The 16,120-nt window shown below is 65.0% G+C and carries 17 protein-coding genes; 7 read left to right on the forward strand and 10 right to left on the reverse strand.

Features of this window, described 5'->3' with window-relative positions:
• Window positions 1-5: 5 nt before the first annotated feature.
• From mltG to NJLHNGOC_RS01810, 10 genes are all read right to left on the reverse strand, one after another.
• Entirely contained in the window at window positions 6-998 is a 993-nt protein-coding gene (mltG, locus tag NJLHNGOC_RS01765; protein ID WP_113594832.1) for an endolytic transglycosylase MltG, read from the reverse strand.
• A 53-nt stretch (window positions 999-1,051) separates the two neighbouring features.
• Window positions 1,052-2,338 (reverse strand): beta-ketoacyl-ACP synthase II, encoded by a 1,287-nt coding sequence (fabF, locus tag NJLHNGOC_RS01770; protein WP_113594833.1) that lies wholly within the window; start codon window positions 2,336-2,338, stop codon window positions 1,052-1,054.
• A gap of 72 nt (window positions 2,339-2,410) precedes the next feature.
• Window positions 2,411-2,650, reverse strand: coding sequence for an acyl carrier protein (locus NJLHNGOC_RS01775; protein ID WP_003618476.1), 240 nt, complete (start codon window positions 2,648-2,650; stop codon window positions 2,411-2,413).
• Window positions 2,651-2,919: 269 nt separating this feature from the next.
• A complete protein-coding gene (fabG, locus tag NJLHNGOC_RS01780; protein ID WP_113594834.1) occupies window positions 2,920-3,681 on the reverse strand; it encodes a 3-oxoacyl-[acyl-carrier-protein] reductase in 762 nt (253 codons plus the stop codon).
• Window positions 3,682-3,758: 77 nt separating this feature from the next.
• On the reverse strand, window positions 3,759-4,730 hold the full coding sequence (fabD, locus tag NJLHNGOC_RS01785) for an ACP S-malonyltransferase (protein WP_113594835.1): 972 nt from the start codon (window positions 4,728-4,730) through the stop codon (window positions 3,759-3,761).
• 68 nt (window positions 4,731-4,798) lie between these two features.
• Complete coding sequence (locus tag NJLHNGOC_RS01790; RefSeq protein WP_113594836.1) at window positions 4,799-5,347, reverse strand: YdcF family protein; 549 nt, start codon at window positions 5,345-5,347, stop codon at window positions 4,799-4,801.
• Entirely contained in the window at window positions 5,347-6,615 is a 1,269-nt protein-coding gene (locus NJLHNGOC_RS01795; RefSeq protein ID WP_239021262.1) for a class I SAM-dependent methyltransferase, read from the reverse strand. Before NJLHNGOC_RS01795 ends, NJLHNGOC_RS01790 begins: the two co-directional genes overlap by 1 nt.
• A 7-nt stretch (window positions 6,616-6,622) precedes the next feature.
• Window positions 6,623-7,384: a glycine betaine ABC transporter substrate-binding protein gene (locus NJLHNGOC_RS01800; protein WP_113594838.1), complete on the reverse strand. Its 762-nt coding sequence runs from the start codon at window positions 7,382-7,384 to the stop codon at window positions 6,623-6,625.
• Window positions 7,385-7,510: 126 nt separating this feature from the next.
• Window positions 7,511-8,314 (reverse strand): Dabb family protein, encoded by an 804-nt coding sequence (locus NJLHNGOC_RS01805; RefSeq protein WP_239021263.1) that lies wholly within the window; start codon window positions 8,312-8,314, stop codon window positions 7,511-7,513.
• A 28-nt stretch (window positions 8,315-8,342) separates the two neighbouring features.
• Window positions 8,343-9,167 (reverse strand): ferritin-like domain-containing protein, encoded by an 825-nt coding sequence (locus NJLHNGOC_RS01810; RefSeq protein ID WP_113594839.1) that lies wholly within the window; start codon window positions 9,165-9,167, stop codon window positions 8,343-8,345.
• Window positions 9,168-9,351: 184 nt separating this feature from the next.
• Here NJLHNGOC_RS01810 and sucC point away from each other — a divergent pair, with 184 nt between their 5' ends.
• The 7 genes from sucC to NJLHNGOC_RS01845 all read left to right on the forward strand — a co-directional run bounded on the left by sucC (window position 9,352) and on the right by NJLHNGOC_RS01845 (window position 16,117).
• Entirely contained in the window at window positions 9,352-10,554 is a 1,203-nt protein-coding gene (sucC, locus tag NJLHNGOC_RS01815) for an ADP-forming succinate--CoA ligase subunit beta (protein ID WP_113594840.1), read from the forward strand.
• Window positions 10,554-11,426: a succinate--CoA ligase subunit alpha gene (sucD, locus tag NJLHNGOC_RS01820; RefSeq protein ID WP_113594841.1), complete on the forward strand. Its 873-nt coding sequence runs from the start codon at window positions 10,554-10,556 to the stop codon at window positions 11,424-11,426. The genes sucC and sucD overlap by 1 nt, the downstream gene beginning before the upstream one ends.
• A 158-nt stretch (window positions 11,427-11,584) precedes the next feature.
• Window positions 11,585-12,616: a biotin synthase BioB gene (bioB, locus tag NJLHNGOC_RS01825; RefSeq protein ID WP_165837820.1), complete on the forward strand. Its 1,032-nt coding sequence runs from the start codon at window positions 11,585-11,587 to the stop codon at window positions 12,614-12,616.
• A 57-nt stretch (window positions 12,617-12,673) separates the two neighbouring features.
• Window positions 12,674-13,309: a 7-carboxy-7-deazaguanine synthase gene (gene queE / locus NJLHNGOC_RS01830; protein ID WP_113594842.1), complete on the forward strand. Its 636-nt coding sequence runs from the start codon at window positions 12,674-12,676 to the stop codon at window positions 13,307-13,309.
• 1 nt (window position 13,310) lies between these two features.
• The gene (gene queC / locus NJLHNGOC_RS01835; protein ID WP_113594843.1) at window positions 13,311-14,036 is read left to right on the forward strand and encodes a 7-cyano-7-deazaguanine synthase QueC; all 726 of its coding nucleotides are present in this window, start codon (window positions 13,311-13,313) and stop codon (window positions 14,034-14,036) included.
• Entirely contained in the window at window positions 14,029-14,562 is a 534-nt protein-coding gene (locus NJLHNGOC_RS01840) for a 6-pyruvoyl trahydropterin synthase family protein (RefSeq protein ID WP_113594844.1), read from the forward strand. The genes queC and NJLHNGOC_RS01840 overlap by 8 nt, the downstream gene beginning before the upstream one ends.
• Before the next feature lie 91 nt (window positions 14,563-14,653).
• Entirely contained in the window at window positions 14,654-16,117 is a 1,464-nt protein-coding gene (locus NJLHNGOC_RS01845) for a SulP family inorganic anion transporter (RefSeq protein ID WP_113594845.1), read from the forward strand.
• Window positions 16,118-16,120 lie beyond the last annotated feature (3 nt).

Genomic DNA, 16,120 nt, shown 5'->3' on the forward strand with positions numbered 1-16,120 from the left:
ATGTCCTAGCGTTCCGGCTGCGCGGCCTGTCGCGCCCGGAACGCGCTGACATGGCGGTTATGTTCCCCAAGGCTTGCCGCGAAATCATGGCCGCCGCCCCCGTTGGCGACGAAATACAGCATGTCACCTTCCGCCGGATGGGCCGCAGCCTCCAGCGACGCCAGACCGGGAGAGCAGATCGGCCCCGGCGGCAGGCCCGGTATGACGTAGGTATTATAGGGGGTGGGCGTGGTCAGGTCGGCGCGTGACAGGGCATGCCCCAGCGGTCCTGCGCCCTGATTCAGGCCATAGACCACCGATGGATCGGACTGAAGCCGCATCCCCTGATGCAGGCGGTTGAGGAAGACGCGCGCCACCATGGGGCGTTCCTGCGCCACGGCGGTTTCGCGTTCGATCATGGAGGCAAGGATCAGCAGCGTCCGGGGATCGGGTATGGCGGGATCAGGCTGCCGCCCGTCCCACACACGCGCCAGCGTGCGCGTCATGGCACGCTGCATCCGATCCAGCAGGGCCTGACGCGCCATTCCCCATTCATAATCATAGGTCAGGGGCATCACATCCCCCTCCGCCGGCGGGATAAATGTCCCTTCCAGCGCGGGCGCGTCATTCAGCAGTGCCGCAATCTGCAGGGATGACCTGCCTTCGGGAATGGTCAGGCGATGTATGATCGGCTTTCCATGACGCAGCACGAACAGGACCTGCTGCATTGACGCATGGGCGGGGAAACTCAGTTCAGCGGCATGCAGCGCGCCGTCGGGCCGGGTCAGATGCACCGCGATACGGAATATCGCATGTGTACACGAATCCCCGAAAAATACGCCCGCGTCCCGCAGCGAGGCAAAGGCACGTCCCTCGCCCCCCCTGGCCACCACGATCACGCGTGCTTCGGGCATGGGACCGGGGCGGGTAAAGACCCATGCCCCGTAACCGACACCCGCAAGCCCCGACAGAACCAGAACAAGAAAGACGATACCAAGTCCTGTCAGAACCCTGCGCACGTTTCTCCTTTCCTGTCGGCCTCACGCCATCCGGCGGGCACGGCCCCCCGTTTTTAGACCCCGCGCAGGATGATGCTGGCGTTCGTGCCGCCAAAGCCGAAGCTGTTGGACAGGATGGTGTCGATCCGGCGTTCCTGCGCGGTATGGGCGACACGGTCGATCACGCTTTCACGCGAAGGATTGTCCAGATTGAGGGTGGGCGGCGCGACATTGTCACGCATCGCGAGAATGGAATAAATCGCCTCCACCGCGCCAGCGGCACCCAGCAGATGCCCGACGGCTGACTTGGTGGATGACATCGCCAGCTTGCGCGCGTCATCGCCAAACAGGCGCTCGACCGCTTCCAGCTCAAGGTCGTCGGCCATGGTGGAGGTACCATGCGCGTTGACATACTGGATATCGGCGGGCGTCAGCCCCGCGCTGCGCAGGGCGCCCTGCATGGCGCGGAAGGCACCCTCATGCCCCGGCGCGGGCGCGGTGATGTGATGGGCATCGCCCGACATCCCGTATCCCACCACCTCGGCATAGATTTTCGCGCCACGCGCCTTGGCGTGTTCGTATTCTTCCAGAACGACAATGCCCGCGCCCTCGCCCATGACGAAACCGTCACGGTCACGGTCCCACGGGCGCGACGCCTTTGCCGGCGTATCATTGAAATGGGTCGACAGCGCCTTGGCCGAACAGAAACCGGCGATGCCAAGTTCGCACACCGCTGCTTCCGCCCCGCCGGCGACCATGACATCCGCATCGCCCAGCATGATCATGCGCGACGCGTCGCCAATGGCATGCACGCCTGTCGCACAGGCCGTGACCACCGAATGGTTCGGCCCCTTGAATCCGTACTTGATGGAGACATGCCCCGAAACGAGGTTGATCAGCGCGGAAGGAATGAAGAAGGGCGACAGACGCCGCGCGCGACCTTCCTTGACCGTGACCGATGCCTCGTAAATGGTCTGGAGACCACCGATGCCCGCGCCGATCATGACGCCGGTGCGGCAGCGATCTTCCTCGGATTCGGGCATCCACCCGGAATCCTCGACCGCTTCGGTTGCTGCCACCAGTCCCAGATGGATGAAGCGGTCCATCTTCTTCTGGTCCTTGACAGGAACCCAGTCAGAAAGAGTCAGGCAATGGTCTTCGGTGGGTCCGACCGGAACCTCGCCCGCGACCTGGGCCGGCAATCCGGACGGATCGAACGCGGTAATGCGGCCAAAGCCGTTTTCCCCCGCCACCAGACGTGACCAGTTATGTTCGATCCCCAGCCCGAGCGGACTGACGATGCCCATACCGGTCACAACAACGCGTCGCTGCTTCGACGCCAATCCGGCAGACTGTATCAACCCGACCTGCTCCCTGACTCTAACGATATCTGACTGTTTTTCTACTCAAGCCACAAACGCCACGCGCGTGGCTCAGGCAGCCTTCTGCTTCTCGATGTAATCGATCGCGTCCTTGACGGTCGTGATCTTTTCCGCCGCATCTTCGGGGATCTCGACGCTGAAGGCTTCCTCGAACGCCATCACCAGTTCAACGGTGTCCAGGCTGTCCGCACCCAGATCGTCAATGAAAGAGGCGTCCGGCGTCACCTTGCTTTCGTCGACACCAAGGTGTTCGACAACGATCTTCTTAACCTTATCGGCAATTTCGCTCATCTGTCTCTGCTTCCTGTCTGCCCCTGAAGAAACGGGCGGTTCGAAACTCATTCGTCCTGATAACGTCCCGCAAACCGGAACTGCGGGAAAAGCGTCCGGCCCGCTTCGGACGAAGCTGCGGGCGATTAGCACGGTTTACCTGTCCACGCCAAGGCGATGATCGCATTTCGTTATGTCTGCGATGCCACAGGGTGGATCACCCGCGCCCGTTCACCCCTTCTTTTTTGCCACTTCGGCGCTGGTGTCCAGCGAAATTCCGTACATCGCCTTCAGGACATGGCCATGCCGCCATTGACATGCAATGTGGCGCCCGTCACCCACGCGGCCTCTGCCGAGACAAGATACACCACGGCCGAGGCCACGTCGGCGGGCTGTCCCATGCGGCCCAGCGGAATCGCGGATGTCAGCTTTTCCTTCTGCGCGTCAGGCAGGACATCGGTCATCGCGGTCTGGATGAAGCCGGGCGCCACGACATTGACCGTCACCCCGCGCGACCCGGCTTCCTGCGCCATCGACTTGCTCATGCCGATCATGCCCGCCTTGGCCGCGGAGTAATTGACCTGTCCCGCATTGCCCGTCACCCCGACGACGGAGGCGATGTTGACGATGCGGCCGGACCGCCGCCGCAGCATCCCCTTCAGCGCCGCGCGCGACAGCCGGAACGGGGCCGAAAGGTCCACGTCCATGACGCGGTTCCAGTCATCGTCCTTCATGCGAATCGCAAGCGTATCGCGCGTCAGCCCGGCATTGTTGACCAGGATATCCAGCGGCGCGCCCGCCTTTTCCTCTGCCGCCGCGACCAGGGCGTCAGCCGCCGCGGCGTCGGACAGGTCGGCCGGGCAGACATGCAGCCGCCCTTCATCCGTGCCCGCATCCGACGCGATGGCCGTCGCGACATCGCGCAGCACCTGTTCACGCGTGCCCGACAGCACCACGACCGCGCCCTGCGCATGCAGGCTCCGCGCGATCGCGCTGCCGATTCCACCTGACGCCCCGGTTACCAGCGCCACCTTTCCATCAAGCCTGAACATCTACCCGTCATTTTCCCTGTTGTCTGGAGGGGCGACCCACATTGCCGACAGGCCGGGCCACCGCAAGCCACGGCGCATCAGCGCGCGGCCAGAAAAGCCTCGATATCGGCCGGGGTCCCCACCGAACGCGTCGCCACGTCGCCGTTGATGCGGCGCACGAGGCCCGACAGGACCTTACCCGCCCCGATCTCCACAAAACTGTCCACGCCCATGCCGACCATCGCCTCCACGCTTTCGCGCCAGCGCACGGTGCCCGTCACCTGCCGCACCAGCAGGTCGCGAATGGTCGCGGGGTCCGTGACCTTCGCCGCCGTCACGTTGGCGACAACGGGGATCACCGGCGGCCGGATGTCCTCGCGCGCCAGCGCTTCACGCATCGCCTCGGCTGCGGGTTCCATCATGGAACAATGAAATGGCGCGGAAACAGGCAATGCCAGCGCCCGCTTGACCTTGCGCGCCTTGGCAATCGCGATCGCACGTTCGATCGCGGGCAGTTCGCCCGCCACCACCACCTGTCCGCCGCCATTGTCATTGGCAATCTCGATGACCTCGCGCCGGTCGGGCTGGCCTTCCTCCCGCACGATGGCCGCTTCCTCGCAGATGGCGCGCGCCTGCTCCAGATCCACGCCGATCAGGGCCGCCATGCCGCCCTTGCCCACCGGAACCGCCTTCTGCATGGCCTGACCACGCAGCCGCAGCAGGCGTGCCGTCTGCGTCAGGCCGAATGACCCCACCGCCGCCAGCGCGGAATATTCCCCCAGGGAATGCCCCGCCACCAGCGCGACCTCCGAACGCAGGTCGACCCCGCCCTCGCGCTCCAGCACACGCAGCACCGCGAGGGAGACGGCCATCAGCGCGGGCTGGGTGTTTTCCGTGCGGGTCAGGTCCTCGGCCGGGCCTTCGAACATCACCTTCGACAGGTGCTGGCCCAGCGCATCGTCAACTTCCTGGAAAACTTCGCGCGCGGGGGCGAAGGCTTCGGCCAGGTCGCGTCCCATTCCGACGGACTGGCTTCCCTGACCGGGGAAAATAAAGGCTTGCACAGGCATGGTTATCTCGTCCGGATCCACATGTTCAAAAAAATCCCCGTGGTGATGACGGCACGAGGCCCCACATGTCAATCACGCGATGCCCGGTGATGTCCGCGCCGCGCCACCATCAGCAGCGCGTCCCACGGCAGGGCCGCCACCTCGCGCAGGCGCCAGAACCAGCGACGCGGCAGGGACCGGGCTGCGGGATGGGGCGGTGGCGGAACGGGGATGACCTTCCACCCCGCAAGGAACATGAGTACCATGCAGCGCGGCAGGTGATAGGCACTCGTGGCGATGGCCACCGGCCCCACATGTCCCCTGTCACGCAGCAGCCGCGAACAGGCCCGGATCGAATCCAGGGTGTCGCGGGCCGTTTCCTCCATCACGATGTCACTGGGCGCGACGCCCCCGGCGAGCAGCAGGTCGGCCATGACCCGTGCCTCCGACGGCAGGCCGTCCCGCGCGGCCCCGGTCGGGATCAGGAGCGGATTTTCACATTTCCGCGCAAAAGCTGCCGCTTTCCGCGCAAAAGCTGCCGCTGCCTTCAGCCTGTGGCGCAGCGTCCGCGACGGGGTGGCGTCCGGACGGACCCGCGCCCCGAAAATGACGATCGGCAGGCGCGGGGATCGCGGCATCAGCGCGGGGCGCGCAGCAGCACCCGGTTCAGCCCCGACAGGGTCGTGAACATCGTGCGCCAGATGGTGGCGAAACGCGCGGCGGAAATCCCGCGCGGTTCCATGATGGCCGCAAGATCGGCCACCGTGCGTTCCCCATCGATCAGGGGCAGGAAGCCGCGCGTCTGCGGCGGAACCGCGACGGGCACGACCAGCGTGCCGAAGGCGAAGGGCAGACGGTCGTCCGGCGTGATCTGTTTCGCCAGTTCGACGCCGGGGATTTCACGCATGACCGGCACCGAATCAGGCGCCATCGGATCCGCGCGCTGCACCGGCGCACCGGCGCGCGTGACATAGACCACGTGCGTCGCCATGTTGCCTGCCACATCCTCCGCCACGGCGGCACGCTGACGTTCGGGCAGGTCCCTGATCCGCGCGCGCAGGCGTGGGTCCGCCAGCAGCAGCGCCGGATCGTAACGCAGCGGTTCCATCAGGCACGCCACCGACAGGCCGGCACGGTCCAGCAGGCCAAACAGCGCGGTCACGTCATAGGCGCGATCGCGCGGGTTCAGCAGCAGGTCATACAGCCCCGCGTCACCGCCCGTCAGGTGATCGCCGAAATTCGCGTTCTGCCGCAGCCACGCCGTCGCGGGCAGGTGCCGCATGACGCGACGCGCCACGTCCAGCCGACGCGCCGGGGGATCATCCAGCGGGGCCAGGCGGGCCAGCGCATCCTGCAGCATATAGACGCCCGTGCGGCCATAGGGGGCATAGACCATCAGGCCCATCCCCCCATCGGGCGCAAGCATCGCCGTCAGGCCGGACAGGGCGGCATCCGGATCGGGCAGGTGATGCAGCACTCCGCAGCAGTCGATGTAATCGAACACGCCCAGATCCAGCGCATCCAGCCGCGTCAGGTCCCCGGGGATGAAACGGATATTCTCCAGCCCCCGCGCCTGCGCACGTTCGCGCGCGATGCGCAGGGCATGTTCCGAACGATCGACACACAGGACCTCGCCCGGCCGTCCCTCGCGCGACATATGGGTGGCCAGCATGATGGCCCCGTCGCCCGTGCCGCAGCCCGCCACCAGCGCGCGCAGCGGACAGGAACGCGGACGCGTCGCGCCGAATACCCAGTAATCGATTTCGCGCAGGTGGCTGGGACTGCCGATCAGCAGCCGCTTCTTCTCCTCGCGCGGGTCGCGCTCCGGATAGGGGTAGGCCTCGTACTGTGCGGCAAGCCCCCCGTCACGGACATCGCCGCCGACGCCGCTGCCTGTCGTTTCCATCAGACCCTCAGCGCGGCAGGAGCTTGCCACGCTGCCACGCCTCGGCAGCGGCATCGGCGCTCATGCCGTCCATGCGCATGGCATGGTCCAGCGCGCTGACCACCTTGTTGCCGAGCGTCAGTTCGTCAAGTTCATCGAGCATGTCGGAATCAAGGTCCGGCCGCACGGCGCTGCGCACCAGCATCCGCGCCGTCTGTGCCGGGCCCAGCGCCCCCTTGGGATCGGCCAGCGACGTCAGGTTCGTACTGCCATAATGCAGGAAGTTCGGCTGCCACAGCGCCAGGATGGCGGGATCGCCCGTTCCGACGGCCTGAATCGCGTATTCCATCGCCTCCTCATCCGGGCGTGCGGCGATGGTGAAGCCATGTTCGGTCAGGTTATAGGCCACGACCCCCTGACGCACACGGTCCAGCGTGGACTGCGCAGCCACGATCTCGCGGTTGACGTCATGCACTTCGGACGCCAGTTCCGCGATGGAGGTCAGGCCCGTGGCGGCGCTGGTGGGCAGGTACCAGCCGAATTCAGGACGATACAGATCGCCCAGCGGCTCCATCCCCAGCGAGGAATCGAGATAGGCGCCATCCACGTCTGGCAGCCACGCCGACACGAACAGGTCGATGTCGCCATTGCGCATGTGCCCCATCAGCGCGTCGCGGGTGCCCGGCACGTATTCGATTTCCAGCTCATAGGCCTCCAGCACGCGCGCGACCGCAGCGGCCGTCGCCTCATGCAGTGTTTCGTCCAGGTGTCCAAGCGTGACCGATGTCATGAGAATTCTCCATTCTGACGGGTGCGTTCCTGACAGGCGCACATGATCGATACAAGCGCGACACTCCCGAAACCCGACATGTCTTATTCCTCCCCTGCCACCGGATGGTGACAAAGGGAACGTTATCTATCCCTGCTGCTGCGTCAGGCCGGGCCGTGGGGCCGACGCGTGGCGGGCATGCTGCGGCTGGGGCGTGGGCAGTTCATAATCGAATACCAGAACGCTGATGATATAGGGGGCCGCGAATTTCTTGAACGCCTCATGCGCCGGATCGAAATAGGCGGGGTCCGTGACAACCGGCCGGCCGACATAATAGTTGCGGTCCCCTTCCGAATTGAAGGTCATGACGAAGGCCTGGTCAAACCCCTGATCCGCGCCCTCCCCGCTCATCTGCACGCCTGTTTCGATGCCTGCCACCACCTGCTGTCCGTTATCGCGCCGCGAGACCTGCGCCAGCGCCTTGAAACGGCGCACCACCTCCGCGCGCTGGGCGTCGGTAATGGTCGGCAGGAAACGCATCAGGACGATATGACGGACCTTGCCCGGACGGAAATCCGGGGCGGTGAAGGCACGCAGCCCTATCTGCGCCGCAAGCAGCCGGACCGCGCGCGCCTCCTCCCCCAGTTCGCCCTCCTGCGCGCTGCCGGCCGGCAAGGTGCCGGTGGTAGCGGCCGGGGCAGGCTGGACTGGCGCCGCCTGGACTGGTGCGGCCTGAGCTGGCGCGGATTGGGGCGGTGTCGGCTGTGCCGATGCCGGTTGGGCTGGCGCTGGCTGGGCGGACGCGGGCTGGGTGGGCTGGGCCGGGGCGGCCGATGGCGCGGGCGGGTCGGCACGGGCCTCCATCCCGCCTGCCGCCCCCATGAGGAAGCCGGACAGGATCATCCCATGGATCATGCCCCGCGACGGGCTGCGCCTGTAACCTGATGTCATGCCTTCTCCGTGCCCCTTTCCGCGTGCCTCAGGCCGATGCGGTAATGCGGGCAAATTTTTTCTGCTGCAATTTCAGAAGATAATAAAACACGCGCGCGATCAGGGCATGCAGGCGCCCGTGCGGCGTCCAGCCGATCGTCTTGAGGATCATGCCCGTCACGCGATTGGTATGGCGCGGCTGATAGACCTTGAGCGCCCGCGACATGTACGCCGCGATACAGCGGCGATGGTCATAGGGCTGCCCCGGCGCATCGTTGGTCACATGGAAGGCGGAGGCGAGCTCATCGTCCTCGCTTTCGCCCACGCGGCCCAGCGCGATGCGCGTCCGCTGCCACACACCCAGCTTCTCACGTCCGAGATAGCGGTGCATGTGGTCGTAAAACAGCTTGAAATGACGGTATTCGTCGGCGGCGATCTGCTTGCACACGGCCTTGAGCACCGGTTCGTCCGTCGCGTCGGCCAGCGCGGTATAGAAAGACGAGGTCCCGGTTTCCACCATGCAGCGCGCGATCAGTTCGCCCGTGCGCGATCCACGGATGGAGGTATCGACCTCCAGATCCAGCTGGTAGGAACGCCGGTACCGGTGAAAGGCATCCACGTAATCCCACGACGGATCCGCCAGCATCGCCCAGCGTCCAAGCGCGTCGCCGTGCTGCACCTCCTCATGCGCCCACCTGTCGGCGGCCTGCCTGAAATCCGGATCGTCAGCGAAAACGTTCTTCAGATAGGCCGCGTAATCGACGCCATTGCGCTCCACCACCGATGCGGCCTTGACGAGGGGCACGATCTCGGGATTTACCCGTGACGGGTCGAATCTGTCCCAGTCCATCTGTTCAATGCGCCAGTGTTTCATCGCCGCCCGTACTCTCGCATAAACTCCGTTCGGTCCCACCGGGACATGTCATTACGCCGCCCGACATGGCACATGTTTCGCCCTTACGCCAAGTCCGCGTATCATGGATCGTTGTAAAACCATGTATTGATCGTGTACGCCATTTTTTCGCAACAACAAGAAAAACGACAGATTGGGTCGCAACATGAACATTCACGAATATCAGGCCAAGGCGCTGCTGCGTTCGTTCGGCATGCCCGTGCCTGACGGTCGTGTCGCTACCTCTGCCAAGGACGCGGTCAGCGCGGCGCGCGAGCTTGCCGCCCCCCTGACGGTGGTCAAGGCCCAGATCCACGCAGGCGGTCGCGGCGCCGGACATTTCGCCGGCGCACCTGACGACAGGGGCGGCGTACGCCTTGCGCGCAACGCGGAGGAAGTCGCCAGCGCCGCCGATGCCATGCTGGAGCGCACCCTGATTACGAAACAGACAGGACCGCATGGCAGGGTTGTGCGCAAGGTCTATGTCGAATCGGGCTGCGACATCGCGCGGGAGCTGTACCTGTCCCTTCTGGTGGACCGCGGCTGCGGGCGCATCGCGGTCATCGCCTCCTCCGAAGGCGGGATGGAAATCGAGGAAGTGGCCGCAGCCCACCCTGAACGCATCCTCAAGGCGACAGTTGATCCGGCGCTGGGCCTTTGCGATTACCAGTCACGCGACCTCGCCGTGCAGCTCGGGCTGAAGGGCCGTTCCGTGCGCGCGTTCCAGCAGGTCGTGCGCGCCGCCTATGACGCATTCTGCGGCCTCGATGCCGCGATCGTGGAGATCAATCCCCTGATCGTCACCGGATCGGGCGACCTGCTGGCGCTGGATGCGAAGATGTCGTTCGACGACAGCGCCCTGTTCCGCCACCCCCACCTCGTCGAACTGCGCGACGAGGATGAGGAGGACCCGCGTGAGCGCGAGGCCGCGCGCCATGGCCTCGCCTATGTCGGGCTCGACGGGTCGATCGGCTGCATGGTCAATGGCGCGGGCCTTGCGATGGCCACGATGGACATCATCAAGATGGAGGGCGAATCACCCGCCAACTTCCTTGATGTCGGCGGTGGCGCCACGACGGAGCGCGTGGCCGCGGCCTTCCGCATCCTGATGTCGGACCCCAACGTGCGCGGCATCCTGGTCAACATCTTTGGCGGGATCATGCGCTGCGACGTGATCGCCGAGGCAATCGTCTCCGCCTCGCGCGACACGGGACTTCGCGTGCCGCTGGTGGTGCGTCTTGCCGGCACCAACGTGGAACGTGGCAAGGCGATCCTTGCCGAATCCGGCCTGACCATCATTCCCGCCGACGACCTGGGCGATGCCGCCCGCAAGATCGTTGCCGCCGTTCGCAACGCCGGAGCAGCCTGATGTCCATTCTTGTCAACAGTTCCACCAAGGTCATTACGCAGGGTTTCACCGGCGCGCAGGGCACGTTCCATACGGAACAGGCCATCGCCTATGGCACCCGCATGGTCGGCGGCGTCACCCCGGGCAAGGGGGGTGAGGTCCATCTGGGCCTGCCGGTGTTCGATACCGTGGCGCAGGCGCGCGAGGCGACGGGCGCCGATGCAAGCGTCATCTACGTCCCGCCCGCCGGCGCCGCCGATGCGATACTGGAGGCGATCGCCGCCGAAATCCCCCTGATCGTCTGCATTACCGAGGGGATCCCGGTGCTTGACATGGTGCGGGTCCGCATGGCGCTGGAACGTTCGTCAAGCCTGCTGATCGGCCCGAACTGCCCCGGCATCATCACGCCGGGCGAATGCAAGATCGGCATCATGCCCGGCCCGATCCACCGTCGGGGACATGTGGGCATCGTCTCGCGCTCCGGCACGCTGACTTACGAGGCCGTGGCCCAGACGACCGCCATCGGACAGGGGCAGAGCACCTGCGTCGGCATTGGCGGCGACCCGGTCAAGGGCATGGATTTCACCGACGTCCTCGAACGCCTGATTGCCGATCCCGACACCCATTCGATCGTCATGATCGGCGAAATCGGCGGCACATCCGAAATCGACGGGGCGGAACTGATCCGCGCCAGCGGCACGAAAAAGCCGGTCGTGGGCTTCATCGCCGGGGCCACCGCGCCGCCGGGCCGTCGCATGGGCCATGCGGGCGCGGTCATCACCGGCGGGCATGAAACCGCCGCCGCCAAGATCGAGGCGATGCGCGCGGCCGGCATCCACATCAGCGCCAGCCCCGCCGAACTGGGCACCACGCTGGCGCGCATTCTGGACTGATCGCGCCAGCGGCGGCCACCATGGGGATAGGGTCAGCCTGTCCCCGTGGTGGCGGACACCAAAAATTGTTCGCCATGGACCATCGTCCGTGACAAAAGACCGCATTGTGTGGCAGATGCTGCTTTCCCTATCCCACAACCGTCCAAGGATCCCGTCAGATGTCTGATGGCATTACCGCGGCCTCCCTGCCGTATGTGTCCCCAATGCAGGCTCCGCCGTCGCCCATCCGGACCGACTGGACCCGTGACGAGGTCGCGGCGCTGATCGCGCTGCCGTTCCCCGAACTGCTGTTCCGTGCGCAAAGCGTCCATCGCGAACATTTCGACCCGTCGGAAATGCAGATCTCCACCCTGCTGTCGATCAAGACCGGTGGCTGTCCCGAGGACTGCGCCTATTGCCCGCAAAGCGCGATGCACGAGGATGGCGGCGTCAAGGCCAGCCGTCTGATGGCGGTGGAAGCGGTGATGAAGGAAGCCCGCGCCGCCCGCGACGCCGGCGCCGCGCGGTTCTGCATGGGGGCTGCATGGCGTTCGCCCAAGGAACATGACCTGGAGACGGTGTGCGCCATGGTCGAGGGCGTCAAGAGCCTTGGCATGGAGACCTGCGTCACGCTGGGGATGCTCGACAACAGTCAGGCGCACCGCCTGCGTGATGCCGGGCTGGATTACTACAACCACAACATAGACACCTCCCCCGAATATTATGGGGAGATCATCAGCACCCGTACCTATCAGGACCGTCTGGATACGCTGGCGAACGTGCGTGACGCGGGCATCAATGTCTGCTGTGGCGGGATCGTCGGCATGGGCGAGGATGAAAATGACCGCGCGGGCCTGATCGCCGCGCTGGCCAGCATGCCGCGCCATCCCGAAAGCGTGCCCATCAACATGCTTGTCCGCGTGGAGGGCACGCCCCTTGCGAAAAAGGACGCCGCCCGGAAGGACGGGGCCGAGGTCGATCCCATCGAGTTCGTGCGCATCATCGCCGCCGCCCGCATCACCATGCCCACCAGTCGCGTGCGCCTTGCCGCCGGGCGGGAGGACATGAATGACGAGGCCCAGACGCTGTGCTTCCTCGCCGGGGCGAATTCCATCTTTTACGGTGAAAAACTGCTGACGACCCCCAATCCGGCCGCCAGCCGGGACATGCGCCTGCTGCAGCGGCTGGGGATGCATACCTCTGGCGTGTAAGGCACGCCTGCTGTCCGTCGCAATGGTTTTACTGCCCCTACAAGGTCGCGTTCCGTCATGTCCTATACGGTAAAGGAGATATTTCTCACGCTGCAGGGCGAAGGCGGCCAGGCCGGACGGGCTGCCGTCTTCTGCCGGTTCGCGGGATGCAACCTGTGGTCGGGGCGTGAGGAGGACCGCGACGGGGCAATATGCCGGTTCTGTGACACCGACTTCATCGGCACGGACGGTCCCGGCGGCGGACGCTTTGCCAGCGCCGATGCCCTTGCCGATGCCGTCGCCGCCGCATGGACCGCCACGTCACGCGATGAAGCCTTTGTCGTCTTTACGGGTGGGGAACCCCTGCTCCAGCTTGACAGTGCCCTGATCGCGGCGATGCACGAACGGGGTTTTTCCATCGCGGTCGAAACCAATGGCACCGTGCGCGCGCCGGACGGGATCGACTGGATCTGCGTCAGCCCCAAGGCGGGCGCACCGCTGGTACAGACATCGGGGCAGGAGCTCAAGCTGGTGTTCCCCCAGGACGACCTGATGCCAGAACAGGTGGCGGGGCTGGATTTCAGGCAATACTGGCTTCAGCCGATGGACGGTCCCGCGCGGGTCGCAAATACGGCGCGCGCCGTGGAATACTGCATGGCCCACCCGCGATGGCGGCTGTCGCTGCAGACACACAAGCTGATCGGGATTCCCTGACATGACCCTTTCCGCCCTTTCGCCCGATACCGCGCTGGTCGTCTTTTCCGGCGGTCAGGATTCAGCCACCTGCCTGGCATGGGCGCTGTCACGCTTCGCGCACGTGGAAACCCTTGGCTTTGATTACGGGCAGCGTCACAGCATCGAACTGTCATGCCGTGAAAAGCTGCGTGACGGGATGACGCGGCTTGACCCTGAATGGGGCGCGCGGCTTGGTCCGGACCATACGCTTTCGCTCGATGCGCTGGGGGCGGTGTCGGATACCGCGCTGACGCGCGAGGCGGAAATCACCATGGGGGAAAATGGCCTGCCCACGACATTCGTGCCGGGGCGCAACCTGATTTTCCTGACCTTTGCCGCAGCCCTCGCGGCGCGGCGCAATGCGCGCCACATCATCACCGGCGTGTGCGAAACCGACTATTCCGGCTATCCCGACTGTCGCGATGATACGATCAAGTCGCTTCAGGTGACGCTGAACCTTGGCATGGCCAGCCGCCTTGTGCTGCATACGCCCCTGATGTGGATCGACAAGGCCCGGACATGGCAGATGGCGCGTGACCTGGGCGGCGACGATCTGGTGAACCTCATCAACCGTGAAAGTCACAGCTGCTATCTCGGCACGCGCGGGGTCATGCATGCGTGGGGCCATGGATGCGGCACCTGCCCCGCCTGTCAGCTGCGCCGTGCCGGATGGGAACGTTTCCGGTTACTGTCATCCGATGCTTGAACTGGTCTTTACCCGCCGTTTCTGCATGGCGCACCGGCTGCTGTCGGGCGAAAGCGAACGCTGTGCCCTGCCCCACGGCCATAACGAATATGTCCGCGTGACGCTGCGCCCGACCCACCCGGGCCATCTGGACGGGACGCAGAACATGGTCGTGCCCTTTCACCGGGCAAAAGGGACATGGCACGACTTCGTCGATAACTGCCTCGATCATGCGTTGCAGCTGGGGGAGGACGATCCCCTGCTGTCGTGGTTTCGGACGCACGAGCCGGAACGGGCCGAACGGATCATCGTGACGCCGGGCGATCCCACCACGGAACTGATGGCCTGCCTGATGATGGCAAAGCTGAACGCGTTCCTGCATGCCGATGGAAACGTCCTGACCTGCGCGGCGATCGCGCTGGAGGAAACACCGACCAATACCGTACGCTATGAAGGCGATCCGCTCCTGATGCTGCCCGCGCCACGCCCGGCGCGGCAATGCTGGTGGCGCCGCGCGGACATGAGCATATCGGACACGGGCCACTGATCCCTGCTCCATCGCGCGCGATGACGGACTGACCATGCCGGGGACGTTATCGCGTTCCCTTTCCTGCCCGCCCTGCAATGGACATGAACGAATGAATGGACTGACACGCTATCGCGACGAATGGTTCGGCAACATACGGCGCGATATCCTTGCCGGCATGGTGGGGACCTTTGCGCTGATCCCGGAGGTCATTGCATTTTCCTTCGTCGCCGGCGTCGATCCTGAGGTCGGGCTTTACGCATCCTTTGTCATCAGCGTCGTCATCGCCTTTACCGGTGGCCGGCCGGGCATGATTTCCGGTGCCGCCGGGTCCGTCGCCCTGGTGGCGGCAGCACTGGTGCGCGGGCATGGGGTCCAGTACCTGCTTGCGGCCACGCTGCTTGCGGGCGTGTTTCAGGTTATCTTTGGCGTGCTGCGACTGCATGTGCTGATGCGCTATGTCTCGCGCTCCGTCAGGACAGGATTCGTCAACGCGCTGGCGATCCTGATCTTTTCCGCGCAGCTGCCCCATATGATGCACGTGTCGTGGCAGACCTACGCCATGATCGCGCTGGGACTTGCGATCATCTATGGCGTGCCGAAATTCTTCACGGCGATTCCATCGCCGCTGATCTGCATCCTTGTCCTCAGCATCATTTCCATCGCCATTCCGATGCCCCTGCATACGGTGGCGGACCTTGGACGACTGCCGGACAGCCTGCCGCATCTTGTCTGGCCGTCCGTCCCGTTCAGCAGTGCCACGCTTGCGATCATCGCGCCCTATGCCCTCGCCATGGCGACGGTCGGGGTGCTGGAATCCATGATGACCGCCAGCGTCGTTGATGACATCACCGAAACCCATAGCAACAAGCGCATGGAATGTACGGGGCTGGGAATTGCCAACATTGCCGTGGGGCTGTTCGGAGGCATCGCGGGATGCGGCATGATCGGACAGACGGTCGGCAACCTGCGCTATGGCGGACGGGGCCGGCTGTCGACCTTCGTGGCGGGCGCCTTCCTGCTGCTGCTGATGGTGGCGCTGCGGCCCTGGGTGGCGCAGGTGCCGGTGGCGGCACTGGTGGCGATCATGATCATGGTATCGGCCAGCACGTTCTCCTGGTCGTCCCTGCGCGACCTGACGCATCATCCGCGCCTGTCCAGCGCGGTCATGCTCCTGACGGTCGCGGTGGTTGTCAGCACCCATGACCTTGCCGCCGGCGTGGTGGCTGGCGTGCTGCTCAATGGGGTGTTCTTTGCCTTTCAGGTGTCGCGCATGCTCAACATCACCAGCACCTACGATGCCGCCCATGACACGCGCACCTATATCGTCACGGGGCAGGTCTTCTTTGCCTCCGCCGACAGCTTTACCGACGCGTTCGACCTGCATGACAGCGCGCGCCAGATCCGCATCGACCTGACTGACGCCCATTTCTGGGACATCACCGCCGTCGGTGCGCTGGAAAACGTGGTGGAAAAAATGCGCCAGCACGGGATGGGCGTGGACATTATCGGCCTCAACGCGGCAAGTGCCGCGCTGGTGAACCGCCATTCCGCGGTCGAGGTCCCTGCGCCCTGATCC

The organism is Novacetimonas cocois, assembly GCF_003311635.1.
GTDB classification, from domain to species: domain Bacteria; phylum Pseudomonadota; class Alphaproteobacteria; order Acetobacterales; family Acetobacteraceae; genus Novacetimonas; species Novacetimonas cocois.